Source organism: Streptomyces sp. NBC_00223, from assembly GCF_036199905.1.
Classification (GTDB): domain Bacteria; phylum Actinomycetota; class Actinomycetes; order Streptomycetales; family Streptomycetaceae; genus Actinacidiphila.
This window is the reverse complement of record NZ_CP108109.1, coordinates 6,338,834-6,362,840: the sequence shown is the minus strand read 5'-3', so window position 1 is coordinate 6,362,840 and position 24,007 is coordinate 6,338,834. Positions and strand designations below refer to the sequence as shown.

20 protein-coding genes are annotated in these 24,007 nt (G+C 73.2%); 5 read left to right on the top strand and 15 right to left on the bottom strand.

The window, feature by feature from the left end:
* From OHA30_RS27240 to rimP, 3 genes are all read right to left on the bottom strand, one after another.
* Positions 1-279, bottom strand: a complete 279-nt coding sequence (locus tag OHA30_RS27240; RefSeq protein ID WP_328916517.1) for a YlxR family protein — start codon at positions 277-279, stop codon at positions 1-3.
* Between the two features lie 114 nt (positions 280-393).
* Positions 394-1,383: a transcription termination factor NusA gene (nusA, locus tag OHA30_RS27235; RefSeq protein ID WP_328916516.1), complete on the bottom strand. Its 990-nt coding sequence runs from the start codon at positions 1,381-1,383 to the stop codon at positions 394-396.
* A gap of 2 nt (positions 1,384-1,385) precedes the next feature.
* Complete coding sequence (gene rimP, locus OHA30_RS27230; RefSeq protein ID WP_328916515.1) at positions 1,386-1,991, bottom strand: ribosome maturation factor RimP; 606 nt, start codon at positions 1,989-1,991, stop codon at positions 1,386-1,388.
* A gap of 181 nt (positions 1,992-2,172) precedes the next feature.
* On the opposite strand from rimP, the gene OHA30_RS27225 reads away from it, so the two are divergent.
* The 3 genes from OHA30_RS27225 to OHA30_RS27215 are packed head-to-tail and all read left to right on the top strand — an operon-like array spanning position 2,173 to position 4,070.
* The gene (locus tag OHA30_RS27225; RefSeq protein WP_328916514.1) at positions 2,173-2,661 is read left to right on the top strand and encodes a hypothetical protein; all 489 of its coding nucleotides are present in this window, start codon (positions 2,173-2,175) and stop codon (positions 2,659-2,661) included.
* Positions 2,658-3,077, top strand: coding sequence for a ferritin-like domain-containing protein (locus OHA30_RS27220; protein WP_328916513.1), 420 nt, complete (start codon positions 2,658-2,660; stop codon positions 3,075-3,077). Before OHA30_RS27225 ends, OHA30_RS27220 begins: the two co-directional genes overlap by 4 nt.
* Before the next feature lie 48 nt (positions 3,078-3,125).
* The gene (locus OHA30_RS27215) at positions 3,126-4,070 is read left to right on the top strand and encodes an aminoglycoside phosphotransferase family protein (RefSeq protein WP_328916512.1); all 945 of its coding nucleotides are present in this window, start codon (positions 3,126-3,128) and stop codon (positions 4,068-4,070) included.
* A 7-nt stretch (positions 4,071-4,077) separates the two neighbouring features.
* Here OHA30_RS27215 and OHA30_RS27210 read toward each other — a convergent pair whose 3' ends face one another.
* The 10 genes from OHA30_RS27210 to OHA30_RS27165 form a co-directional block, all read right to left on the bottom strand.
* Positions 4,078-5,787 carry a proline--tRNA ligase gene (locus OHA30_RS27210; protein ID WP_328916511.1) on the bottom strand — a complete coding sequence of 570 codons (1,710 nt, stop codon included), beginning with the start codon at positions 5,785-5,787 and terminating at the stop codon, positions 4,078-4,080.
* A 74-nt stretch (positions 5,788-5,861) separates the two neighbouring features.
* On the bottom strand, positions 5,862-6,407 hold the full coding sequence (locus OHA30_RS27205) for a GNAT family N-acetyltransferase (protein ID WP_328916510.1): 546 nt from the start codon (positions 6,405-6,407) through the stop codon (positions 5,862-5,864).
* Between the two features lie 89 nt (positions 6,408-6,496).
* Positions 6,497-7,339, bottom strand: a complete 843-nt coding sequence (locus tag OHA30_RS27200; protein WP_328916509.1) for a GNAT family N-acetyltransferase — start codon at positions 7,337-7,339, stop codon at positions 6,497-6,499.
* Between the two features lie 244 nt (positions 7,340-7,583).
* Complete coding sequence (gene ispG, locus OHA30_RS27195; RefSeq protein ID WP_328916508.1) at positions 7,584-8,738, bottom strand: flavodoxin-dependent (E)-4-hydroxy-3-methylbut-2-enyl-diphosphate synthase; 1,155 nt, start codon at positions 8,736-8,738, stop codon at positions 7,584-7,586.
* A gap of 101 nt (positions 8,739-8,839) precedes the next feature.
* Entirely contained in the window at positions 8,840-10,156 is a 1,317-nt protein-coding gene (locus OHA30_RS27190; RefSeq protein ID WP_328916507.1) for a M50 family metallopeptidase, read from the bottom strand.
* Positions 10,153-11,403 (bottom strand): 1-deoxy-D-xylulose-5-phosphate reductoisomerase, encoded by a 1,251-nt coding sequence (gene dxr, locus OHA30_RS27185; RefSeq protein ID WP_328916506.1) that lies wholly within the window; start codon positions 11,401-11,403, stop codon positions 10,153-10,155. Before dxr ends, OHA30_RS27190 begins: the two co-directional genes overlap by 4 nt.
* Positions 11,404-11,510: 107 nt before the next feature.
* Positions 11,511-13,433 carry an acyl-CoA dehydrogenase family protein gene (locus tag OHA30_RS27180; protein ID WP_328916505.1) on the bottom strand — a complete coding sequence of 641 codons (1,923 nt, stop codon included), beginning with the start codon at positions 13,431-13,433 and terminating at the stop codon, positions 11,511-11,513.
* A 181-nt stretch (positions 13,434-13,614) separates the two neighbouring features.
* Positions 13,615-15,075 (bottom strand): aldehyde dehydrogenase family protein, encoded by a 1,461-nt coding sequence (locus OHA30_RS27175; RefSeq protein WP_328916504.1) that lies wholly within the window; start codon positions 15,073-15,075, stop codon positions 13,615-13,617.
* Positions 15,076-15,312: 237 nt separating this feature from the next.
* The gene (locus OHA30_RS27170; RefSeq protein ID WP_328916503.1) at positions 15,313-16,851 is read right to left on the bottom strand and encodes a PucR family transcriptional regulator; all 1,539 of its coding nucleotides are present in this window, start codon (positions 16,849-16,851) and stop codon (positions 15,313-15,315) included.
* A 191-nt stretch (positions 16,852-17,042) separates the two neighbouring features.
* On the bottom strand, positions 17,043-19,232 hold the full coding sequence (locus OHA30_RS27165) for an ATP-binding protein (protein ID WP_405785174.1): 2,190 nt from the start codon (positions 19,230-19,232) through the stop codon (positions 17,043-17,045).
* 289 nt (positions 19,233-19,521) lie between these two features.
* Between OHA30_RS27165 and gabT the strand changes: the two genes are divergently transcribed.
* The gene (gene gabT, locus OHA30_RS27160; RefSeq protein ID WP_328916502.1) at positions 19,522-20,853 is read left to right on the top strand and encodes a 4-aminobutyrate--2-oxoglutarate transaminase; all 1,332 of its coding nucleotides are present in this window, start codon (positions 19,522-19,524) and stop codon (positions 20,851-20,853) included.
* A 395-nt stretch (positions 20,854-21,248) separates the two neighbouring features.
* Positions 21,249-21,899: a phosphatase PAP2 family protein gene (locus OHA30_RS27155; RefSeq protein WP_328916501.1), complete on the top strand. Its 651-nt coding sequence runs from the start codon at positions 21,249-21,251 to the stop codon at positions 21,897-21,899.
* Here the strand turns inward: OHA30_RS27155 and OHA30_RS27150 are convergent.
* Both OHA30_RS27150 and OHA30_RS27145 read right to left on the bottom strand, forming a co-directional pair.
* The gene (locus OHA30_RS27150; protein ID WP_328916500.1) at positions 21,835-23,340 is read right to left on the bottom strand and encodes a CoA-acylating methylmalonate-semialdehyde dehydrogenase; all 1,506 of its coding nucleotides are present in this window, start codon (positions 23,338-23,340) and stop codon (positions 21,835-21,837) included. The genes OHA30_RS27155 and OHA30_RS27150 overlap by 65 nt on opposite strands.
* 98 nt (positions 23,341-23,438) lie before the next feature.
* Entirely contained in the window at positions 23,439-23,888 is a 450-nt protein-coding gene (locus OHA30_RS27145; protein ID WP_328916499.1) for a hypothetical protein, read from the bottom strand.
* Between the last annotated feature and the right edge of the window lie 119 nt (positions 23,889-24,007).

Genomic DNA, 24,007 nt, shown 5'->3' with positions numbered 1-24,007 from the left:
TTACGGGGCTGCCTGCTCGACGAACCGGCGCAACTCCGCGGTATCGGGCGCCACCGGACCTTTGAGGGCCCGGCCGAACGCCCGGCGGCGGACCGCCAGGTCAAAGCAGGCAAGGGCGGGATGCAGATATGCGCCCCGACCGGGCAGCGTACCGCGATGATCGGGGACACATGCGTCCCCACTCACCACCACACGCAGCAGATCGCTCTTGGCCGCTCGCTGACGGCAGCCGATGCAGGTTCGCTCCGGGCATGCGCGGTCCAGCGTCCGACCAGACATCCTTTAGTCTACCTCCCCGCACCGACCTCACTCGTTCGAGTAGGTCGACGTACGGCTGTTCGTTCGCCGTCCGTCCCCGATTCGACTGAACGTGCCGGGGCGGATGGCCGGTTTTCAGCTCTCCGGCTGCTGCTCGGTGTCCGGGCGGATGTCGATCCGCCATCCGGTCAGCCGGGCCGCCAGACGGGCGTTCTGCCCTTCCTTGCCGATCGCCAGCGACAGCTGGTAGTCCGGCACGGTGACCCGGGCCGACCGCGCGCCGAAGTCCACCACCTCGACATGCGACACCCGGGCCGGGGACAGCGCGTTGCCGACCATCTCGGCCGGGTCGTCCGACCAGTCCACGATGTCGATCTTCTCGCCGTGCAGCTCGGCCATGACCGCCCGCACCCGGGCGCCCATCGGGCCGATGCAGGCGCCCTTGGCGTTCAGCCCGGACCGGGTGGAACGGACCGCGATCTTGGAACGGTGGCCGGCCTCGCGGGCGATCGCCTCGATCACCACCGAGCCGTCCGCGATCTCCGGGACCTCCAGCGCGAAGAGCTTCTTCACCAGGTTCGGGTGGGTCCGCGACAGCGTCACCGAGGGTCCGCGCACGCCCTTGGCGACCCGGACGACATAGGTGCGCAGCCGGGTGCCGTGGACGTAGTCCTCGCCGGGGACCTGCTCCTGCACCGGCAGGATGGCCTCCAGCTTGCCGATGTCGACCAGCACGTTCTTGGGGTCCTTGCCCTGCTGGACGACGCCCGTGACGATGTCGCCCTCGCGGCCGGCGTACTCCCCGAAGGTCACGTCGTCCTCGGCGTCGCGCAGCCGCTGGAGGATCACCTGCTTGGCGGTCGACGCGGCGATCCGGCCGAAGCCGGTCGGGGTGTCGTCGAACTCGCGCGGCTCGGCGCCCTCGCCCGCCTCCTCCTGGTCCTCGGTGGCCCAGACGGTGACGTGTCCGCTCGTACGGTCCAGCTCCACGCGGGCCCGGCGGTGGCTGCCCGGCTCGCGGTGGTACGCGATGAGGAGCGCCGACTCGATGGCCCCGACCAGCAGGTCGAACGAGATCTGCCTCTCCTGCACCAAACCCCGCAGGGCCTTCATGTCGATGTCCACGGCTACGCCTCCTCAGTGTTCTCGTCGTCGTGCGCGTCGTGCGCGTCAAGCTCGTCGTTGTCGTCGTGCTCGTCGAGGTCGTCGTACTCACCGTCGGCGTCGCCGTCGGCCGCGGTCTCGTCGTCCGCGCCGCCCTTGCGGTTGAACTCGATCTCGACCCGGGCCCTGGCGATCTCGGCGAAGTCCGCGCGGGCGGGCTTGGGCTTGCGGCCCTTGACGCCCGGGACCTCCAGGTCGAGCCCCGAGTCGTCCACCGTCATGATCCGCGCGATCAGCTCACCGCGCTCCTTGAGCTGGAGCTTGACCAGACGTCCCGCGTTGCGCCGGAAGTGGCGCGGCTCGGTCAGCGGGCGGTCGGTGCCGGGTGAGGTCACCTCCAGCACGTACTCCGTTTCGCCCATCGCGCCGGACTCGTCGAGGGTCTGCGAGACCGTACGGCTCAGCTCGGCGACGGTGTCCAGCCGCACACCCGCGTCCGAGTCCACGACGACCATCAGCTGCCGGCGCTTGCCCGCGGCCGACAGCGTGATCTCTTCCAGTTCCAGGCCCGCTTCGACGACAAGCGGCTCAAGCAGCGCGCGCAGCCTCTCGCTCTGGGTGGTGCTCATCCGGGTGACTCCTCGGCCGCGTCTGCTGTTGTCATGGAAGGTCGCGTGTAAACGGAAGGCTACCGGAGTTCGGGCCCCTCCTTTTCCCGTACGGCGGGCCGCGGGGGTCTCCGCGTGCCGCCGGAGCGGGCGCGGCACCCGTGTCACGGCTCCTCCCCCGCCCCACCCGTAGACTCCCCGCATGATCCCGGAGGCCGGTCGGCGGCTGAGCAGGCGCGGTGTGGTGGCGGTGGCGGCCGCGGGCGTGGTGAGCGGGTGCTCCGGGGGCGGAGGCACGGCGGCCGACGGGTCGGAGCCGTCCGGACCCGCGCCCGGCACGGTCGAGTCGGCCCGGGCCGCGCGGGAGAGCGCCGCGCTCATGGCGCGGTACGACGCCGTGGCCGCCGCGCACCCCTCGCTGGCCGCGCGGCTGGCTCCGCTGCGGGCCGAAGTCGCCCGGCACGTCGAGGCGTTCGGCGGGAAGCCGCCCGCGCCCGCCGCGGCCGCAGGACCGGAACAGAGCCCCGCCGCCGCGCTCGCCGCGCTCGCCGCCGCCGAGCGGAAGCTCGCCGACCGGCGGGCGGCCGCGCTGCTGACCGTGCCGGGCGATCTGGCCCGGCTGATGGCCTCGGCCGCGGCGGCCGGCGCGGGCCATGTGGTGCTGCTGAACACGGGGGCGAAGAACACGTGAACAAGGTCGTGGCCGCGGCGCGGGCGGCACTCGCCGCCGAGCACGCGGCGGTGTACGGGTACGGCGTCGTCGGCGGCCTGGTGTCCGCCGCGCGGCGGTCCGAGGCCCAGCAGGCGTACGACGCGCACCGGGCGCGCCGGGACGCGATGATCCGCACGGTCGCGGATTTGGGCGCCGCGCCGGTGTTCTCGGCGGGCGGCTACGAGCTGCCGTTCGCGGTCACGGACCCGGCCGGCGCGGTGAGGCTGGCCGCTTTCCTCGAGGAGCGGGTCGCGGGCGCGTACGGCGATCTGGTCGGGGCCGCGCTGGGCGCGGTCCGCCGGGACGCGGCGGACGCGCTGCGCGAGGCGGCGGTACGCGCGGTGCGGTGGCGCGGCGGCAGCGTAGCCTTCCCGGGGCTGGCGGAGCGCGACTGAGCGCCGCCCCGCCGGGCCGGCGACGTACCACGGAGGGAACGCGACACCATGAGTTCAGCGGCGCAGGACGGCCCGCCGGAGGCCGTGTCCCTGGAACCGCCCGAGCGGCTGGTGCGCGTCATCAGCGAGTGGGAGGGCGAGCCGGGCCGGGAGTGGCTGGCCGCTCTGCCCGGCCGGGCCGCGGGGTATCTGGAACGCTGGCGGCTGACACCCGAGCGGGTGTTCGCCTCGGGCGGCATGGTCAGCATGATCGTGCTGGTGCGGACCGCCGAGGGCGTGCCCGCCGTGCTCAAGCTCGGCCTGGTCACCCGGGAGACGGCGCAGGAGCACGCGGCGCTGGCGCACTGGGGCGGACGCGGCGCCGTGGAGCTGCTGCGGGCCGATCCGCCGGAGGGCGTGCTGCTGCTGGAACGGCTCCACGCCGATGTCTCGCTGCGGTCGCTGGCCGAGCCCAAGGCGATGCTGGAGGCGGCGAGCGTGCTGCGGCGGCTGTGGGTGCCGCCCGCCGAGGGGCACCCCTTCACCTCCGTGGCCGACCGGACGGCCGCGCTCGTCCCGCTGCTGCGGGAGCGGCGCGAGCAGCCGTACGCGGACGACGTCAGGCCGCTGATCGACCAGGCGCTGGAGCTGCGCGAGGAACTGCTCGCCGGGGACGCCGAGACCGTGCTGCTGCACGGCGACTACCACCACGGCAACGTGCTGGCGGGCGAGCGGGCGCCCTGGCTGGCGATCGACCCCAAGCCGATGGTGGGCGAGCCCGCGTACGACCTGGCGTGGCTGGTGCGGGACCGGCTCTCCACGCTCGCCGCGCAGCCGGGGTCCCGGGCGGCCGCGCGGCGGCGGGTGGGGAAGCTGGCGGCCGCGCTGGAGGTGGACGAGGAGCGGCTGCGCGGGTGGTCGCTGTTCCGGGCCGTGGAGGCCGGGGTGTGGAGCCTGTCGGTGGGTGACGGGGAGGACGGGGAACTGCTGCTGGAGTTCGCCGACTGGCTCTGAGGCGCCGTCAGGGCCGGGCGGACCGCGCGGCCCCCTCGGTGAGCCGCCGTACGGCCTGCTCCAGCGGGAGTTCCACGCGCTCGCCCGTGCGGCGGTCCTTGAGTTCCAGGACGCCGTCCTGGGCGCGGCGGCCGGCGATCAGGAGGGCGGGGACGCCGAGGAGTTCCGCGTCGGTGAACTTCACGCCCGGCGAGACACCCGCCCGGTCGTCCAGCAGGACCCGCAGGCCCGCCGTGTGCAGCGCCTGGGCGGCCTCCTCGGCGAGCGCCTGCTGCGCGGCCTTGCCGGCGGCCACGACGTGGACGTCGGCCGGGGCGATCTCGGCGGGCCAGCACAGGCCGTGCGCGTCGGCGGTCTGTTCGGCGAGGGCGGCCACCGCGCGGGACACGCCGATGCCGTAGCAGCCCATGGTGACGCGGACCGGCCTGCCGTCGCGGCCGGGGATGTCGACCTGGAAGACGTCGGTGTACTTGCGGCCGAGCTGGAAGATGTGGCCGACCTCGATGGCCCGTCCGACGGTGAGCGCCGCGCCGCAGCGCGGGCAGGGGTCGCCGGGCCGAACGGTGACCACGTCGAGATAGCGGTCGACGGTGAAGTCCCGCCCGCAGACGACGTTGGCGGCGTGCCGGCCGGGCTTGTTGGCGCCGGTGATCCAGGCCGTGCCGGGGGCGATCCGGGGGTCGGCGAGGTAGCGGACGCCGAGGCCCTGGGGGCCGACGTAGCCGCGGACGAGGTCGGGGCGGCCGGTGAAGTCCTCGGCGGTGACCAGCTCGACGACGGCGGGGGCGAGGTGTTCGGCGAGTTTGCCGAGATCGACCTCGCGGTCGCCGGGGACACCGACCGCGGTGATCTCGCCGTCCACCGTGACCAGCAGGTTCTTCAGGACGGCGGCGGCCGGCACCCGGCAGCGTTCGGCCAGTGCCTCGACGGTGGTCGTGTCGGGGGTGTCCAGTTCCTCGACCGGGCCGGGGTCGGTGGCCACGGGCACGGCCGCGGTGAAGGTGACCGCCTCGGTGTTGGCCGCGTAGGCGCAGGACGGGCAGTCCACGAAGGTGTCCTCGCCGGCCGCGGCGGGCGCCAGGAACTCCTCGGACGCCGAGCCGCCCATCGCGCCTGACACCGCCGACACCACGCGGATGTCGAGCCCGAGGCGCCGGAAGATCCGCGAGTAAGCCTCCCGGTGCAGCCGGTAGGACTCGGCGAGCCCCTCGGTGTCGGTGTCGAAGGAGTAGGCGTCCTTCATCAGGAACTCGCGCCCGCGCAGCACCCCCGAACGCGGCCTGGCCTCGTCCCGGTACTTGGTCTGGATCTGATAGAGGATCACCGGCAGGTCCTTGTACGAGGTGATCTGGTCCTTGACCAGCTGGGTGAAGATCTCCTCGTGGGTGGGCCCGAGCACATAGTCGGCGCCCTTGCGGTCCTTGAGCCGGAAGAGCAGGTCGCCGTACTCCTCGGCGCGGCCGGTGGTCTCGTACACCTCGCGGGGCAGCAGCGCGGGCAGCAGCACCTCCTGGCCGCCGATGGCGTCCATCTCCTCGCGCACGACCCTTGCGACGTTGTCCAGCACGCGCTTGCCCAGCGGCAGCCAGGTCCACACCCCGGCCGAGGAGCGGCGCACATATCCGGCCCTGACCAGCAGTTTGTGGCTGAGCGTCGCCGCGTCGGCCGGGTCGTCACGCAGCGTCTTGAGCATCAGCCGGGACATGCGCAGGACCATGGTGGTTCTCCGTAGGTTTCTAGGTGCCCAGGGTCCGGCGAGGATACCGACCTGCCCGGGCGCACCCGAAACGGTTATTCGCCCGTCCGGCGCGGCAGCGGCAGCGGCGCGCCCATCACCGCGTACGGGCGGGGGGCGCTGGGGAAGTGGACCGGGCGGGCCAGGTCCCGGTAGCCCAGCGAACGGTAGAGCCGGCGGGCCGGGGTCTCCCCGTCGATCGCCGACAGGATGCTGCGCGGCTCGCTCGCGGTGTCGGTGATGCCGGTGATCAGCCGGCGGCCGATGCCGCGACCCTGGAAGCCGGGCAGCACATGCAGTTCGGTGATGACGAAGGAGTCGTCGAGCCAGGCGTCGTTGCCCGCCTCGCGCACATACGGCTGTACGACGCTGGACCACCAGTGCGCCCGGTCGTTGGGCTGCCCGTACACGAAGCCGACCATCGCGCCGTCGTCGGTGTGCGCGGCCAGGGCCCGGGCCCCGGGGGACGCCAGGTGCCGCAGCACGATCTGCCGGCGGATGATCACCTCGTCGGGCCCGAGGCCGAAGGCGAGCGCTTGGACGGCAAGGGCTTCGTCGACGTGTGCGGTGAGATCGCACGGGCCGACCACCACGTTCTCCATGTCGGGGGACCTTACCCGGAGCGGGCGGCGGCACCCGCCACGCACCCTGTTCCGGCCGCTCGCGAAGACCCGCGGACGGCGGCCGCGGCTCAGAACAGCACGCTCATGAAGGCGCCGACCTCGGTGAAGCCGACCCGGCGGTAGGCGGCGCGGGCGGGGGTGTTGAAGTCGTTGACGTAGAGGCTGACGACGGGGGCCACATCGCGCAGCGCGTAGTGCAGCACGGCGGCCATGCCGGTCTCCGACAGACCGCGGCCGCGGTGGGAGGGCGCGACCCAGACGCCCTGGATCTGGCAGGTGTGCCGGGTGACGGCGCCGATCTCGGCCTTGAAGACGACCTCGCCGTCCTCGATACGGGCGAACGCGCGTCCGGCGGAGACGAGTTCGGCGACCCGGGCCTGGTAGAGCAGCCCGCCGTCACCGGCGAGCGGCGAGACGCCGACCTCCTCGGTGAACATCGCCACGCAGGCCGGCATCAGCACGTCCATCTCGTCCCGCCGCACCCGGCGCACCCCGGGGTCGGGGGCGACATCGGGCAGCGCGCGGGTGGTCATCAGCGGCTGACGGGCGCGGACCTCGCGGGCGGGCCCCCAGTACGGTTCGAGCCGCGCCCACAGATCGGCGGTGGGCTCGGCGGGGCCGACGATGGACGAGCAGCGGCGGCCGGCCCGGCGGGCGCGCTCGGCGAAGGCGCGTACGGCCTCGGGGGTGGCGCAGATGGGTACGAGGTTGGCGCCCGCGTAGCACATCGAGGTGAGCTTGCCGGCGGAGTACCAGCCCCACATCTCGCCGCCGAGCCGCCAGGGGTCGAGCCCGGCGATGCTCACGCGTGAGGTGACGAAGGCGTTGGAGACCGGGTCGCGGTCGAGCAGTGCGAGGGCCGCGTCGAGGTCGCCGGGGTCCAGGACTCGGGCAGTCGGGTGGGTCAACACGGGGACGCCTCACCGTACGGGCCGCGGGCGACGGCGGGAATTGACCCTGGCACCCTACCGCGCGGGCGGCCGCGGTGCCCCGCGGCCCCGCACCGGTACGCGTGACGCGGCCGGAACCCGGCGGTGGCCGGCGGCCGGAACCCGGCGCCGGGCCCGGGCCCGGCCGCGGGCCGCCCCGCCGGGGTGCGCGTCGGCGGCACCGACGGCACCGACGGCGGGGATCCTGACGGCCGGTACTTCTCGCTCAGGAGACGCTCACCTGCGGTTCGCCGGAGGCGGCACCCGCTGCTTCCATCTGCTCGGCGAGCTTCATGGCCTCTTCGATCAGGGTCTCGACGATCTTGGACTCGGGGACGGTCTTGATGACCTCGCCCTTGACGAAGATCTGACCCTTGCCGTTGCCGGAGGCGACACCGAGGTCGGCCTCACGGGCCTCACCGGGGCCGTTGACGACGCAGCCCATGACGGCGACGCGCAGCGGCACCTCCATGCCCTCAAGGCCGGCGGAGACCTGGTCGGCGAGCTTGTAGACGTCGACCTGGGCGCGGCCGCAGGACGGGCAGGAGACGATCTCCAGCCGGCGCTGGCGCAGGTTCAGCGACTCCAGGATCTGGATGCCGACCTTGACCTCCTCGACCGGCGGCGCGGACAGCGAGACCCGGATGGTGTCGCCGATGCCCTCGCTGAGCAGCGCGCCGAAGGCGACCGCGGACTTGATGGTGCCCTGGAAGGCGGGGCCGGCCTCGGTGACGCCGAGGTGCAGCGGGTAGTCGCACTTCTGGGCGAGCAGCCGGTAGGCGGCGACCATCACGACCGGGTCGTTGTGCTTCACGGAGATCTTGATGTCGTGGAAGTCGTGCTCCTCGAAGAGCGACGCCTCCCACAGCGCGGACTCGGCGAGCGCCTCGGGGGTGGCCTTGCCGTACTTCTCCAGCAGCCGCTTGTCGAGCGAGCCCGCGTTGACGCCGATCCGGATCGGGGTGCCGGCGGCCGAGGCGGCCTTGGCGATCTCCTTGACCTGGTCGTCGAACTGCTTGATGTTGCCCGGGTTGACCCGGACGGCGGCGCAGCCCGCGTCGATGGCGGCGAAGACGTACTTCGGCTGGAAATGAATGTCGGCGATGACGGGGATCTGCGACTTGCGGGCGATCGTGGCGAGCGCGTCGGCGTCGTCCTGCGTCGGGCAGGCGACCCGGACGATCTGGCAGCCGGAGGCGGTCAGCTCGGCGATCTGCTGAAGGGTCGCGCCGATGTCGGAGGTCCGGGTGGTCGTCATCGACTGGACGGACACGGGTGCGTCGCCGCCCACAGCGACACTTCCGACCTGGATCTGACGGCTTTTGCGGCGGTCGGCGAGTCTGGTCGGAACATCCGGCATACCGAGCGAAATCGCGGTCATCTGCGTGGCATCCCCAAGGTGTGGAACGAGGTCCCGTCGTGGGCGGGCTCCGGCATCGAGGTTACGGCACCCCGCCCACGAGTCTCACCTCGTACCGCATGTCATGAACTGAGTTTGACCGGGTTGACCACATCGGCGATCAGCACGAGCAAGGTGAAGGACACAAAGATTCCGGCCACGACATAAGCGATCGGCATGAGCTTGGCCACGTCGAAGGGGCCGGGGTCGGGTTTGCGGAAGACCTTCGCCGTCTTGCGGCGGACCGCCTCCCACACCGCGCCCGCGATGTGGCCGCCGTCGAGCGGCAGCAGCGGGAGCATGTTGAACAGGAACAGCGACAGGTTGAAGCCCGCGACCAGCATGACCATCGTCACGACCCGGTCGACGGCCGGCTCCTTGAGCGCGAAGACCTCGCCGCCGACCCTGGCCGCGCCGACCACGCCCATCGGCGAGTCCTGCTTGCGGGGGGCGCCGTTGAAGGCCGAGTTCCACAGGTCGGGGATCCGCCTGGGCAGGCTGACCAGGGAGCTGACGCCCTGCTGGGCCATGTCGCCCATGTGGCCGAAGGAATCGGTCAGGCCCAGCGGCTGGATGTGCGTGGCGGGGCTGAACCCGAGGAAGCCGGCCTTCACCGTGCCGTCCACGTAGTTGCCGTCGCTGTCGGTCTTGGCGACGGTGTTGGTGGTGATCGTCGGGTGCAGGGTGATCCGCTGTCCGTGGCGCTCGACCACGACGGTGGCCGGGCCCGCGCCCGTGCGGATGTCCTCCGACAGGGTGTTCCAGTCGTGCACCGGACGGCCGTTGAACTCCACGAACTTGTCGCCCGCCTTGAGCCCGGCGATCTTCGCGGGGGCGATGGGGTCACCGGCGCGGCACGGGTTCTCCACGTTGCGCTTGGAGGTGTCGGCCTGGGAGATCACACAGTCGCTGACCTGGCCGACGACGGTGGTGCGCATGTTGATGCCGAAGCCCATGAAGACGGTCAGCGCCAGCGCGACGGCCAGGATCAGGTTCATGAAGGGCCCGGCGAACATCACGATGACGCGCTTCCACGGCTTGCGCGTGTAGAACATCCGTGTCTCGTCGCCGGGCTGGAGCTCCTCGTACGCGGCCGAGCGGGCGTCCTCGATCATGCCGCGCCACGGCGAGGTGGAACGGGCGGTGATCCTGCCGTCCTCGCCGGGCGGGAACATGCCGATCATCCGGATGTAGCCGCCGAGCGGCACGGCCTTGAAGCCGTACTCGGTCTCGCCCTTGCGCCGCGACCAGATGGTGGGGCCGAAGCCGACCATGTACTGCGGCACGCGGATCTTGAAGAGCTTGGCGGTGGACAGGTGGCCCAGCTCGTGCCAGGCGATGGACACCATCAGGCCCACGGCGAAGACGACTATGCCGAGGATCGTCATGAGAGCCGTCATACGCCTGCTACCTCCGATGCTTGTGCCAGTTCCCTGGCCCGGGCGCGCGCCCAGGTCTCCGCTTCGAGGACGTCCTCGACCGTCAGCCGAGTTCCCGCCGGCGGTGTGCCGTGTTCCTCCACGACCTTGGCGACGGTGTCCACGATCCCGGTGAACGGCAGCCGGCCGGCGAGGAAGGCGTCGACGCACTCCTCGTTGGCCGCGTTGAACACCGCGGGAGCGGTGCCCCCGAGGCTACCCACATGCCGGGCCAGAGCGACGGAGGGAAAGGCCGCTTCGTCCAGCGGGAAGAACTCCCAGGTGGACGCCTTCGACCAGTCGAACGCGGGCGCGGCGTCCGGCACTCTGTCCGGCCAGCCGAGCCCGAGGGCGATCGGCATCCGCATGTCGGGCGGGCTGGCCTGGGCGAGCGTGGACCCGTCGGCGAACTCGACCATGGAGTGGATGTACGACTGCGGGTGCACGACGACCTCGATCCGGTCGAACGGGATGTCGTACAGCAGATGTGCCTCGATGACCTCCAGCCCCTTGTTGACGAGGGTCGCGGAGTTGACGGTGATCACCGGGCCCATGTCCCACGTGGGGTGGGCCAGGGCGTCGGCGGGCGTCACGCCGGCCAGTTCGGCCTTGGTACGGCCGCGGAAGGGGCCGCCGGAGGCGGTGACGATCAGCCTGCGCACCTCGGCCCGGCTGCCGCCCAGCATCGCCTGGAACAGCGCGGAGTGCTCGGAGTCCACGGGGACGATCTGGCCGGGCCTGGCGACGGCCTTCACGAGCGGGCCGCCGACGATCAGCGACTCCTTGTTGGCGAGGATCAGCACCCGGTCGGCCTCCAGGGCGGCCAGGGTGGGCCGCAGGCCGATGGAGCCGGTGATGCCGTTGAGCACCGAGTGGCACTCGAGGGTCGCGGCCTGGGTGGCGGCCTGCGGTCCGGCGATGATCTCCGGCAGCTCGGCGCCGCCGTAGTGGCCGGCCAGCGCGGCGCGCAGCGGGCCGACGGCGGCCTCGTCCGCGACCGCGACCGTGTGCACCCGGAGCAGGTACGCCTGTTCGGCGAGCAGGCCGACCCGGCTGCCCGCCGCGGAGATCGCGACCACCTTGAAGCGGTCGGGGTTGCGGAGCACCACGTCGATGGCCTGGGTGCCGACCGAGCCGGTGGAGCCGAGGATCACGACCGTCCTGGGGCCCGCGCCGGGGTCCGGCGTGACGTGCGGGCGGTAGTGCGGGTCTGCGAGAGCGTCCGTCATGGACTTCATTCTGTCCTGCCGCGGCGGTTTCTCACGCACTGCCCCGGACGGCCGGGCCGGGAGCCTGCCGCGCGCCCGCTCAGCGGCGTGGCGCGCGCCCCGGCGGATCAGCGCACCGGCCGGTGCACGTTGTCCCGGGCGCTCGGCCCCGGGGCGGCGTCGGCGATCCAGGGGCCCTCGCGGGTGGGGTCGACAATGCCCGCCTCCAGCCAGGTCACCGAGCCGTCGAGCACCGCCTTGGCGAGCCTGCGGTCGGGGCCGTCGGTGTTGGTCCACAGCCGGGCGAAGAGTTCGTCGACGCGGACCCGGGCCTGCCGGCAGAAGGTGTCGGCGAGCAGCCGGGCCTCGCGCCCGTGGTCGCCGGTCGCGGCGAGGTGCTGGGCCCGTACGCAGGCCGCGCTCATCGCGAACAGCTCGGCGCCGATGTCGACGATCCTGGCCAGGAAGTTCTGCTTCGACTCAAGCCGGCCCTGCCAGCGCGACATCGCGTAGAAGGTGCTGCGGGCGAGCCTGCGGGCGGCCCGCTCGACATACCGCAGATGACCGGCGAGTTCACCGAACTCGGCGTAGGAGTGGGGAAGCTGGCCGGGTCCGGCGACGAGCTTGGGCAGCCAGCGGGCATAGAACCCGCCGGCCTTGGCACCCGCCCTGGCCTTCTCGCCGAGCGAGGTGTCGGGGTCGATGAGGTCACCGGCCACCGACAGATGGGCGTCGACCGCCTCACGGGCGATCAGCAGGTGCATGATCTCGGTGGAGCCCTCGAAGATCCGGTTGATCCGCAGGTCGCGCAGCATCTGCTCGGCCGGCACCGCGCGCTCGCCGCGGGCGGCCAGCGAGTCGGCGGTCTCGAAGCCCCGGCCGCCGCGGATCTGCACGAGGTCGTCGGCCATCAGCCAGGCCGCCTCGGAACCGTAGAGCTTGGCCAGCGCGGCCTCGATCCGGATGTCGTTGCGGTCCTCGTCGGCCATCTGCGAGGACAGGTCGAGCACCGCCTCCAGGGCGAAGGTGGTGGCGGCCATACGGGCGATCTTGGCGCCGACGGCCTCGTGCCGGGCGATCGGCTTGCCCCACTGCTCGCGGGCCACCGACCACTCGCGGGCGATCTTCAGACACCACTTGGCCGCGCCCACGCACCCGGCGGGCAGCGAGAGCCGGCCGGTGTTGAGGGTGGTCAGGGCGATCTTCAGCCCGGCGCCCTCGGGGCCGATCCGGTTCGCGGCCGGCACCCGGACGCGGTGGAAGCGGGTGACGCCGTTCTCGATGCCGCGCAGGCCCATGAAGGCGTTGCGGTTCTCCACCGTGATGCCGACGGACCCGGCCTCGACCACGAAGGCGGTGATGCCGCCGCGGTGCCCCGCCGACTTCGGGACGCGGGCCATCACCACGAGGAGGTCGGCCACGACGCCGTTGGTCGTCCACAGCTTGACGCCGTCGAGCACATACGTGTCGCCGTCCGGTACGGCGGCGGTGGCCAGCCGGGCCGGGTCGGAGCCGACGTCCGGCTCGGTGAGCAGGAAGGCGCTGATGTCGGTGCGGGCGCAGCGCGGCAGGAACTTCTCCTTCTGCTCCTTGGTGCCGAACATCTTCAGCGGCTGCGGCACGCCGATCGACTGATGGGCCGACAGCAGCGCGCCGACCGCGGGGCTGACGCTGCCGACCAGGGCGAGTGCCTTGTTGTAGTACACCTGGGTGAGGCCGAGGCCGCCGTACAGCTCGTCGATCTTCATGCCGAAGGCGCCGATCTCCTTCAGGCCCCTGATCGTCTCGTCCGGGATACGGGCCTCGCGTTCGATCAGGGCCGCGTCCACCCGGGTCTCGCAGAAGTCGCGGAGCCGGCCGAGGAACGCCTCGCCCTTCGCCACGGCCTCGGGCGCGGGGAGCGGGTGCGGGTGGATCAGGTCGAGGCGGAAGCGGCCGAGGAAGAGTTCCTTGGCGAAGCTGGGCTTGTGCCAGTCCTGCTCCCTGGCGGCCTCCGCCACCTGGCGTGCTTCTCGCTCCGAGACCTTGCGTGCTGCGACGGGTGCGGACACGGTTGCGTCACCTCCGGGTAGGACGGCTACCGACCGGTACTACTTGTCCGTACTACCCGAGATCCGGTGATCCCACCAGAGAAGTTGGGCCGGGCTGCTGACCGTACGTCAGCAGCCCGGTGGCTCGGAGGCCGGCGCTCAGCCGCCGGGTCGCCGACGGCAGAGGCCGGCCCCCGGCGGCTCAGAGGTCGAGGCCGGTGAGGACGAGCACCCGCTCGTAGGTGTAGTCGTCCATCGCGTACCGCACGCCCTCACGGCCGGTGCCGGAGTCCTTCACCCCGCCGTACGGCATCTGGTCGGCCCGGTACGACGGCGCGTCGCCGATGACCACCCCGCCGACCTCCAGCGCGCGGTGGGCCCGGAACGCCAGTTGCAGATCGTGGGTGAACACCCCTGCCTGCAAGCCGAAACGCGAGTCGTTGACGGCCGCGAACGCCTCGTCGGCGCCCTCGACGCGGTGCAGGGAGAGCACCGGGCCGAATGCCTCGGCGCCCGTCAGGATCGCGTCGGCGGGCAGGTCCGCGAGCACGGTCGGCGCGTAGGCGGCGCCGTCGCGCACCCCGCCGGTCAGCAGCTTGGCGCCCTTGGCCACGGCGTCGTCCACCCACGCCCCGACCCGCTCGGCGGCGGCCTCGCTCACCAGCGGGCCGACGTCGGTGCGGTCGTCGCCGGGATCGCCGGTGACCTGCTCGCGCACCTTGGCCACGATCTTCTCGGCGAGCGCGTCGTAGACGGCGGTGTCCGCGACGACCCGCTGCACGGAGATGCAGGACTGGCCGCCCTGGTAGTTGGCGAAGGTGGCGATACGGGTCGCCGCCCACTCCAGGTCCTGCTCGGAGGACCAGTCGGCCAGCACGACCGCGGCCGCGTTGCCGCCGAGCTCCAGGGTGACGTGCTTGCGCGGCACCGAGTCCATGATCGCGTAGCCGACCGTGTCGGAGCCGGTGAAGGAGATCACCGGCAGCCGCGGGTCCTGGACCAGCGCGGGCATCCGGTCGTTCGGCACCGGCAGCACGCTCCAGGCGCCCTCGGGCAGGCCGGTGGTCTCGGCCAGGATCTCGCCGAGCACGAGCGCCGACAGCGGGGTCGCGGGCGCGGGCTTGAGGATGATCGGCGCGCCGACCGCGAGGGCCGGGGCGACCTTGTGGGCGACCAGGTTGAGCGGGAAGTTGAAGGGCGCGATGCCGAGCACGGGTCCGCGGGTGAAGCGGCGGGTCAGGGCGAGCCGGCCGACGCCGCCGGGGTCGGTGTCGAGCCGCTGCGCCTCGCCCCCGTTGAAGCGGCGGGCCTCCTCGGCGGCCCAGCGGAAGACGGAGACCGCCCGGCCGACCTCGCCGCGCGCCCACTTGACGGGCTTGCCGTTCTCGGCGGTGATCAGCCGGGCCAGCTCCTCGGTGCGCTCGGCGAGCCGCCGGGCCACGTGGTCCAGGGCCGCGGCCCTGATGTGCGCGGGGGTCGCGGCGAACGCGTCCTTGGCCGCGGCGGCGGCCGCGACGGCCTGCTCGACCTGACCTTCCGTCGGCACGCTCACCCGGCCGACGAGCGCGCCGTCCCACGGGCTGGTCACGTCGAAGGTGTCCGCGCCGGTGGCCGGGCGGCCGGCCGGCCAGAACGCGTACGGGGCTGCGGCAGTGGTGGTCACGGTGGGTCCGCCCTCTCTGGAAACTCGGTCCGACGCCCACACGGTAGGCGGGCCCGCCCGCCGAGTCCGTTGTCCACCGCGGAGTACGCGACCCCCCGCACGCTACGTATTGGCCACGCCGCCGAAGCCCGCCCCGGGTGCGGCCGCTGTCGGCGGGCGCTCGTACCGTGGTCGGCCGCTGTCCGGCGGCGGGGCTTACGTGTCGGCGCTTATGTACCGGCGCTTACGTGCCGGCGCTTACGTACCGGCCTTGAGGGCGAGCCACAGCTCCATGCGGACATCCGGGTCGTCCAGCGAGCGGCCGAGGATTTCCTCGACCCGGCGCATCCGGTAGCGCAGGGTGTGGCGGTGGACGCCGAGGTCGGCCGCCGCCGCGTCCCACTGGCCGTGGTGGGAGAGCCAGGCGGCGAGCGAGGCCACCAGGTCACCGCGGGCCGTCGCGTCGTGCTCACGCAGGGGACGCAGCAGACCCTCGGAGAAGGCCCGCACCGCGTCGTCGGCGAGCAGCGGCATGACCGAGCCCGCGCCCACCTCGTCGTGTTCGACCAGGTTGCGGCCCCGGCGCAGGGCGACGGCGAGGGCGCGTTCGGCCTGACGGTGGGCCTCGGGCGCCTCGGCCGGTTCGACGGCCCCGGACAGACCGGACGCCAGGGCGTCCTCGCCCTCCGCGAGGTCGGCCGTCGTGGACAGCGCCGCCGCGTCCTCCGCGGCCAGCACGACCAGCCGGTCGCCCTCGCGCACGGCGAGCAGCGGTTCGCCGGAGCGGACGGCCGCCGCCTCCGCGCGCTCGGCCAGCAGGGCGACGGCGTCGGGCCCGAGGTGCGGATCGGAGGGCTCGGCGATCAGCAGCCGCACCGGCCGGTCGAGCAGCGTGCCGTACAGCCCTCCGGCGACGCTGCGGGCGTGGTCCGGCTCCCCGGCGAGCAGCATCCGCAGCAGCGCGGCGGCCAGCCGGCCCTGCGCGTCCTGGAGGGTACGGGACTGTTCGAGGGACAGGGTCAGCAGCGCGACGGCGGCGTGCACGACATAGCGCGCCGAGGTGTCGAGACGTTCCTCCGTACCGACGGCGAGGAAACCGCGGGGGCGGCGGCCGGTGCCGAGGGACTGGAGCTCGACCCGGTCCTCGGTGCCCGCGGGCCCGGCGACGGCGGCGCTCGCCGGGGCCGGGGTGTCACGGAGCCGGTCGATCTCGCCGGCCAGCCGGGCGGCGCGGCGGCCCGCCCAGTCGGGGGCGGCGGCCAGGACCGCGCCCGAGGCGTCGTAGAGCGCGGCCCAGCCGTCGAGGTGGGCGGCGAGCCGGGCCAGCAGCGCGCCGGTGCCGTCGGGGGCGAGGGCGGCCCGGGTGAGTTCGCGCTGGGCCTCGAACCCGGCGGTGACCGCCTGGTACCGGTCGGCGGCGATGGCCGCGGAGACGGTCTTGCTGATGGCGATGAAGGGGGTCGCGCGCGGCACTTCGAGCAGCGGCAGCCGGGCCTGCGCGGCGGCGGTCACCAGGGCGGGCGGCACCTCGTCGTGGCCGACGCCGACACCGAAGCCCACCCCGACCACGCCGGCCGCGGCGAGCCGCCGTACGTAGGCGCGCAGGCTGTCCGGGTCGTCGACGTCGAGCTTGAGGCCGGTGGTCAGCAGCAGCTCGCCGCCCTCGAGGTAAGGCGCCGGGTCGTCCAGTTCGCTGGTGTGCACCCAGCGGACCTCCGCGTCGAGCCGGTCGTCGCCGGACAGGACGGTGAGCTTGAGTGCCGAGTGATGGGCGAGGGACGCGAGGGTGAGGGGCATACAGACCTGGTACCGGTGGGCGGTGGATGGTGGCCGGGCGGTGAGTGATGGCCGAGCGGTCGATGCCGGCCGACCCGCGGCGGTAGACACCCTCGATTGTTCCGCACCGTACAGCACCCGGCCCATCGGACCCCCATTTCATGATCGTCCGACGATCGGCGTACCTCGCCGAACGGGGTCGTACCCGCTGGTCAGGCCCGCAGGTCGAGCAGGACCGGCGGCGCGTGCTCACCCGCGGTGGTGGACAGCGACAGCACGGCGTGTCCGGCCGGTACGTTGTGCGCGAGGTCGGAGGCGGACCAGCGCTCGCGCTCGACGCTGCGCACGGTGACCGACTCGGTGGTCGCCGCCTCCCCCGTGAACAGCCGCCGCACCCCGCGTGTCGTCCGGCGCATGAACCCGCCCGACTGGTCGGGAGTGCGGGTGACGTCCCGGGTCTCGACCCAGGTCGTTCCCCACGCCTCGGCGAACCGCCTGCCGTCCCAGGTGGTGACCCCGGACAGCGCCATCCGGCAGCCGACCGCGCCGAGCAGCGCGGTGCGCAGATGCTCGGGCACGTCGTCCAGGGTGCGCAGTGTGAGCAGCACCCCGGCGTTGGCGGACCGCAGCCGGGCCAGACCGCGTACGGCGTCGGCGGTGATCGTGTGGGACGCGTCGTCGAGCACCAGGCAGGCGAACAGGGAACGGTCGCGGCGCGCGGCGACGGCCGCGGTGAACTGGGCCAGGACCAGCCGGGTGAGTATCCGGGACGCCTCGGCGTGGCCGCGCTCCGGCAGCTCGATCCTGACCCGCAGCGGGTATTCGAGCGCGTACATCGAGAACGGGCGGGAGCGGCCGGTCACGTCGAAGAACCCGGCGAACGCGGGCCGGTCGAGCAGGGCGACCCGGTCGGCGAGGCGGGGGCCGATGTCGTCGGGGCGGGCGGCCTCCCGCTCGCGCGCGGCCAGCTCCCTGACCATGGAGTGCGCTCCGGCCGCGTCGAGGGCGTCGCGCAGGGCGGCGAAGGCGTGCGCGGTGCCGTCGAGGAGTTCACGCAGTTCGCTGACGGCCGGGAAGCGGCCGTGGGCGGCGGCGAACGGGCCGAGCACCTGGGCGATCGCGGTGGCGGCCCGGCGCGGCTCGCCCTGGTCGGTGCTGTGCGCGTCGAGCAGGGCCTCGGCGAGGGTGGCCGCGGCGGTGTCGGGGTCGGTGCCGCCGCCGTAGAGGTCCAGGTCGTGCGGGGAGGCGGGGTCGGTCGGCGAGATCACCACGTCGTAGGCCTCGGCGGGCCCGAGGTCGGCGCCCGCGGCGCCGACGGCGACGACCGCGGCCTGCCCGGCGAGCGCCTGGAGGCACAGCGACTCCAGCACCGGGCGGACGATCTGCCGGGTCTTGCCGGAGCCGGGCGGCCCGACGGCGAGCATCCCGGTGCCGAGCACGGTCGGGTCGAGCGCGATGCCGGAGCCGCGGTGCTGGTACGGGTTGCGGTCGTCGTCGGCGCCGAGGCCGATCCTGACCTGACGGGTGTACAGGTCGTGCGGGGCGCCGCGGCGGGGCAGGTCGCGGCGGCCGGACGGGTGGCCGCAGGCCTCGGCGCCCTCTCGCAGTACGGCGTCGGCGAAGGAGTCGAGGAGGGCCGGTTCGTGCCGCGCGCGCTCCCAGGCGTGGCGGATGCGGGCGTAGTCCACGTCCTGCATCCGCCCGCCGCGGACCTCGGCGGTCAGCCGGTCGGCGAGCGCGTACTGCCCGGCGGCGCGCAGTTCGGGCCAGCCGACGGGGTCCTCCCGGCCGTCCTCGGGGGCGGCGCCGGCGGCGGGGGTGTCCCACAGGGAGCGCAGCCCCGGCCGGACGTAACGGCGCCACACCTCGGGCCAGTTGCCCAGGCGCGAGCAGATCCAGGCGACCAGCGCGGTGAACAGGACGTAGTAGACGTTGGAGGCGACGTTGAAGGCGTGGGTGTCCGCACCCGCGCCGCTGCGCCAGTCGGTCGGGGTGAGCCACAGCACGGGCCAGAACCAGAAGTGGAAGTAGCGGTTCCAGCACAGCGACCAGAAGAGCGCGCCGACCAGAGCGGCCAGCACCGCGCCGCCGATCAGCCTGCGCCCCGGCAGCCGGTCCGGGTCCGGCTTCGGCCGCGGCGTGTGCCCGAACCCGAAGATCCCCGGCGCGTCGATCGCCCGCGGCGTCCGCAGCCACACCTCCAGCGCGGACGGCGGCGGCGCCTGCGCGGGCATCGGCGGCGGCGCGGAGGGCCGCGGCACCGCTCCGCCCGGCCGCGGCGGCACGGACGGCGGCGGGGTGTACGGCGGCGGCGCGGAGGGCGGCAGCGAAGGGGGTGGCGGCCGCAGCGGGCCCGGCTCGTGGCCGTGCCCGTGCTTGCCCTCGTAACCCATGGCATCCATGGCGTGTCGCCCCTCGCCCCTGCGTCTCCGACGATGTGCTCAATGTAGTCGAGCCGCTACGCCAGTAAAAGGATCTTGACCAGGCCCGATACGCGGCTTCCCCGGAGGCTTCCCGCGTCTTCCCCACGTCTTCCCGCGGCGCGCGCACTGTCCGTTCCGGCGCAGAGCGCCCGAACAGTGCTACCTATCGGCGTATGCGGCCGCGCCGGACACCGGCCTAGCCTGCGGGAAAGACGTGAACACAAGACGCGAATACCGGACGACACGCCGTACGAGGGGAATACCCGCCATGACCGAACTGCCCCAGGAGCGCCGGCTCGTCACCGCTGTGCCGGGACCGAAGTCGCAGGAACTGCTGGCCCGTAAGTCCGCGGCGGTCGCCCACGGCGTCGGGGTGACCCTGCCCGTCTTCGTGACCCGGGCGGGCGGCGGGATCGTCGAGGACGTCGACGGCAACCGGCTGATCGACTTCGGCTCCGGCATCGCCGTCACCTCGGTCGGCAACAGCGCGCCCGCCGTGGTGCGCCGGGCCACCGAGCAGCTGGCCGACTTCACCCACACCTGCTTCATGATCACCCCGTACGAGGGGTACGTGGAGGTCGCCGAGCAGCTCAACGCGCTGACCCCGGGCGACCACCCGAAGAAGTCGGCGCTGTTCAACTCCGGCGCCGAGGCGGTGGAGAACGCGGTGAAGATCGCCCGCGCCCATACCAAGCGCACCGCGGTGGTGGTCTTCGACCACGGCTACCACGGCCGGACCAATCTCACGATGGCGCTGACCGCGAAGAACATGCCGTACAAGGAGGGCTTCGGGCCGTTCGCGCCCGAGGTGTACCGGGTGCCGCTGGCCTACGGCTACCGCTGGCTGACCGGTCCCGACCGGGCCGCCGAGGAGGCCGCGGACCTGGCGATCGACCAGATCACCAAGCAGATCGGCGCCGAGCACGTGGCCGCGATCCTGATCGAGCCGATCGCGGGCGAGGGCGGCTTCATCGAGCCCGCCAAGGGCTTCCTGCCGCGGATCGCCCGGTTCGCGAAGGAGAACGGGATCGTCTTCGTCGCGGACGAGATCCAGACCGGCTTCTGCCGGACCGGGCAGTGGTTCGCGTGCGAGGACGAGGGCGTGGTGCCCGACCTGATCACCACGGCCAAGGGCATCGCGGGCGGTCTGCCGCTGGCGGCGGTGACCGGGCGCGCGGAGATCATGGACGCGGCGCACTCCGGCGGTCTCGGCGGCACCTACGGCGGCAACCCGGTGGCGTGCGCCGCGGCGCTCGGCGCGATCGAGACCATGAAGGAGCTCGACCTGCCGGCGAGGGCGCGGCGGATCGGCGAGGTGATGACCCCGCGGCTGCGGGCGATGCAGGAGAAGTTCCCGTTCATCGGCGAGGTGCGCGGGCGCGGTGCGATGATCGCGATCGAGCTGGTCGAGCCCGGGACGAAGGAGCCGAACCCGGCGGCGACCGGCGCGGTGGCCAAGGCGTGTCACGCGGCGGGCCTGATCGTCCTCACCTGTGGCACCTACGGCAACGTGTTGCGCTTCCTGCCGCCGCTGGTCATCGGCGAGGATCTGTTGAACGAGGGCCTGGACATCATCGAGGAGGCCCTCGCCGGAGTGTGAGCCGCGAGGGGGCCGGGGTCGTGAAGAAGGTGTGCGGGCCTGATGGCGGAGGGGTGATCAAGCGGTTGAGTGGCCGTTCGGTGACGTACGGTTTCACCGGAACACCCCGCACGCGGCGGACTCCTCCGGAGGACTCCACGGGCGACACCGCGCCGGTGAATCCCCATCACCGGCACATCAGTGCCTTCGCGCACGACACCGCCGGGACCTCTGGCCCCGGCAATCCTCGCCGATCGGTCGGCCGTTCGTCCCACACCCCCCGGGACGGACGGTACGGCGGTCGCACTGGCCGCCCCGGAACTCTCCCCCCTGTTCCGGGGCGGCTGACTCGTCTGTGGGGCCTTGGCGCCCTGTTCTCGCTGGGTGTCGCGCTCTTCGCGGTACTGACCTGGCAGGTGACGTCCGGCGGCGCGCTGGTCGGCACCGACGGGCGGGTGCTGCGGGTCTTCCGGCGGGCGGCCGCCGCGCATCCGGGCTGGACCACCACCGCGCACTATCTGTGCAAGCTGGGCAACATCCAGGCCGCCGTGCCCGTACTGCTGGCCGCGGTGTGCCTGACCGCCTGGCTCGGCCGCCGGGCCGCGCTCCCCCGCTGGTGGCTGCCGCCGCTGGCCGCCGCGCTGGCCATGGCGGTGGTCCCGGTCGTGGTGAGCCTGGTGAAGTCGGCGGTCGTCCGCCCGGCCCCCGGGCGGATCCACCCGCGCGCCGACGGCTACGGCTACTTCCCCTCGGGCCACACCGCCACTTCGGCGATGGCCTTCGGCGCGGCTACCCTGCTCGTCCTGCCGTTCGTCCGCCGTGTGGCGGGCCGGATCGCGCTCGCCGCCGCGACCGCGCTGCTCCTGCTGGCGGTGGGCGCGGCGCTGGTCTGGTGCGACTACCACTGGCCGCTCGACGTGCTGGCGAGCTGGGCCCTGACCCTCACCCTGCTGTCGGCGGTGGCGGCGGCCAGGCTGCTGTCGGAGCGGGCCGCCGCGGCGGCTAACTGTTCGTCGGGAAGCCGAGGTTCAGACCCCCGTGACTCGGATCGGGCCAGCGCTGGGTGACCGCCTTGGTCCGGGTGAAGAAGCGCACACCCTCCTCGCCGTACGCGTGGGTGTCGCCGAACAGGGAGGACTTCCAGCCGCCGAAGGAGTAGTAGGCGACCGGCACCGGGATGGGGACGTTGATCCCCACCATGCCGACCTCCACCTCGTGCTGGAAGCGGCGGGCGGCGCCGCCGTCGTTGGTGAACAGCGCGGTGCCGTTGCCGTACGGGTTGGCGTTGATCAGCGCCAGCCCCTCGTCGTAGGAGCCGACCCGGACGACGGAGAGCACCGGGCCGAAGATCTCGTCGTCGTACACCGACATGCCCGGGCGGACGTGGTCGAAGAGGGTCGGGCCGAGCCAGAAGCCGTCCGCGGTGGTGTCGCCGGTGACCGGGTGCTTGCGGCCGTCCACGGCGAGGGTGGCGCCCTCGGTGACGCCTTGGTCGAGGTAGCCGGTCACCCTGTCGCGGTGGGCGCCGGTGATCAGCGGGCCCATCTCGGAGCCGGGGGCGCTGCCGGGGCCGACGGTCAGCCCCGCGACGCGCCGGCTGATCCGGTCGACCAGCGCGTCGCCGACCGGGTCGACGGCGACCAGTACGGAGACGGCCATGCAGCGCTCGCCCGCGGCGCCGTACCCCGCGTTGACGGCCGCGTCGGCGGCCAGGTCGAGGTCGGCGTCGGGCAGGACCAGCATGTGGTTCTTGGCGCCGCCGAGGGCCTGCACCCGCTTGCCGTGCCGGGTGGCGGTCTCGTAGACGTGGCGGGCGACCGGGGTGGAGCCGACGAAGGAGACGGCCTTGACGCCGGGGTGCTCCAGCAGCCGGTCGACCGCGACCCGGTCGCCGTGGACGACGTTGAAGACCCCGTCGGGCAGCCCGGCCTCGCGCCAGAGCGCGGCCAGGAAGTTCGCGGCGGAGGGGTCCTTCTCGGACGGCTTGACGACGACGGTGTTGCCCGCCGCGACGGCCAGCGGGAAGAACCACATGGGCACCATCGCCGGGAAGTTGAACGGCGAGATGACCGCGACCGGCCCGAGCGGCTGCCGCAGCGCGTACACGTCGACGCCGCCGGATGCCTGCTCGGTGTAGCCGCCCCTGGTCAGATGGCCGACACCGCAGGCGTACTCGACGACCTCAAGGCCGCGGGCGATCTCGCCGAGCGCGTCGGAGCGCACCTTGCCGTGCTCGGCGACGATCACGTCGGCCAGCTTCTCGCGGCGGGCGTGCAGCAGCTCGCGGAAGGCGAAGAGCACGGAGGTGCGCCGGGCGACCGAGGTGTGCCGCCACTGCTCGAACGCCTCGGCGGCCGCCTCGACCGCCCGGTCCACCACCTCGGGCCCGGCGAAGTCCACCCGCCCGGTGACGGCGCCGGTCGCCGGGTCGTACACGTCGCCGTGGCGGTCCGAGCCACCGGTCCAGGGCCCGCCGGCGATCCAGTGGGTGATGTGCTCGGTCGTCACGATATGACCCTTCCGTCGTCCTCTGCCCGCCAGTCTCGTCACTCCGGCCGCCGCCCCACAAGCGCCACGCGGGACCGGCCGTGTGCCCCGCGCCACCCTCACTCGCCCGCGAGCCGGGCCGCCGCCTCGTGCATCGCCAGCTCCAGCACCACGGGGTCGGTGAGGTGCCCGGTGCCGTCCGGCGGCACCAGCCAGCGCACCCCGCCGGTCGGCCGCCCGGGGTACGGGACCACGATCCATGTGCCGGGCCCGGCCGCCCGTACCCCCGTGCCCAGCCAGCGGGCCGCCGTGCCCGGGGGCACGAAGAAACCCATCCGCGCGTCGCCGAAGTCGGCGAGCACCGGGCCCGGCCGGTCGATCAGCCGGGCCAGTACGTCCAGGGTGGGATAGCCCAGCTCGCCGCCGAGGATCAGGACGTCCCACAGCCGGCCGGCGGGCAGCAGCGTCACCCCCAGCGGATTGCGCTCCCACTCCCACCGGCAGCCCTTCGGGTCGGCCGCCACCGACACCAGCCACTCGACCGCGTTCTTCGCTCCGGAAACCGCCATCGCAGCCCCTCCGTTCTCCCAGTCACGTCGTCCGTCACGGGGAGAGAGGGGGTAGGGGGCGGATCATTACGCGGGTTTCACTACTCATCGGTAGTGAGCCGCCTCACACGGCGTCCCGG

What these genes read in the sequence shown, in the direction of transcription:
- OHA30_RS27240 (WP_328916517.1), bottom strand. Translation starts at nt 279, where the DNA reads ATGTCTGGTCGGACGCTGGACCGCGCATGCCCGGAGCGAACCTGCATC.
- rimP (WP_328916515.1), bottom strand. Translation starts at nt 1,991, where the DNA reads ATGAGCACCACCCAGAGCGAGAGGCTGCGCGCGCTGCTTGAGCCGCTT.
- OHA30_RS27225 (WP_328916514.1), top strand. Translation starts at nt 2,173, where the DNA reads ATGATCCCGGAGGCCGGTCGGCGGCTGAGCAGGCGCGGTGTGGTGGCG.
- OHA30_RS27215 (WP_328916512.1), top strand. Translation starts at nt 3,126, where the DNA reads ATGAGTTCAGCGGCGCAGGACGGCCCGCCGGAGGCCGTGTCCCTGGAA.
- OHA30_RS27210 (WP_328916511.1), bottom strand. Translation starts at nt 5,787, where the DNA reads ATGGTCCTGCGCATGTCCCGGCTGATGCTCAAGACGCTGCGTGACGAC.
- OHA30_RS27205 (WP_328916510.1), bottom strand. Translation starts at nt 6,407, where the DNA reads ATGGAGAACGTGGTGGTCGGCCCGTGCGATCTCACCGCACACGTCGAC.
- ispG (WP_328916508.1), bottom strand. Translation starts at nt 8,738, where the DNA reads ATGACCGCGATTTCGCTCGGTATGCCGGATGTTCCGACCAGACTCGCC.
- OHA30_RS27190 (WP_328916507.1), bottom strand. Translation starts at nt 10,156, where the DNA reads ATGACGGCTCTCATGACGATCCTCGGCATAGTCGTCTTCGCCGTGGGC.
- dxr (WP_328916506.1), bottom strand. Translation starts at nt 11,403, where the DNA reads ATGACGGACGCTCTCGCAGACCCGCACTACCGCCCGCACGTCACGCCG.
- OHA30_RS27170 (WP_328916503.1), bottom strand. Translation starts at nt 16,851, where the DNA reads ATGCCCCTCACCCTCGCGTCCCTCGCCCATCACTCGGCACTCAAGCTC.
- OHA30_RS27165 (WP_405785174.1), bottom strand. Translation starts at nt 19,232, where the DNA reads ATGGATGCCATGGGTTACGAGGGCAAGCACGGGCACGGCCACGAGCCG.
- gabT (WP_328916502.1), top strand. Translation starts at nt 19,522, where the DNA reads ATGACCGAACTGCCCCAGGAGCGCCGGCTCGTCACCGCTGTGCCGGGA.
- OHA30_RS27145 (WP_328916499.1), bottom strand. Translation starts at nt 23,888, where the DNA reads ATGGCGGTTTCCGGAGCGAAGAACGCGGTCGAGTGGCTGGTGTCGGTG.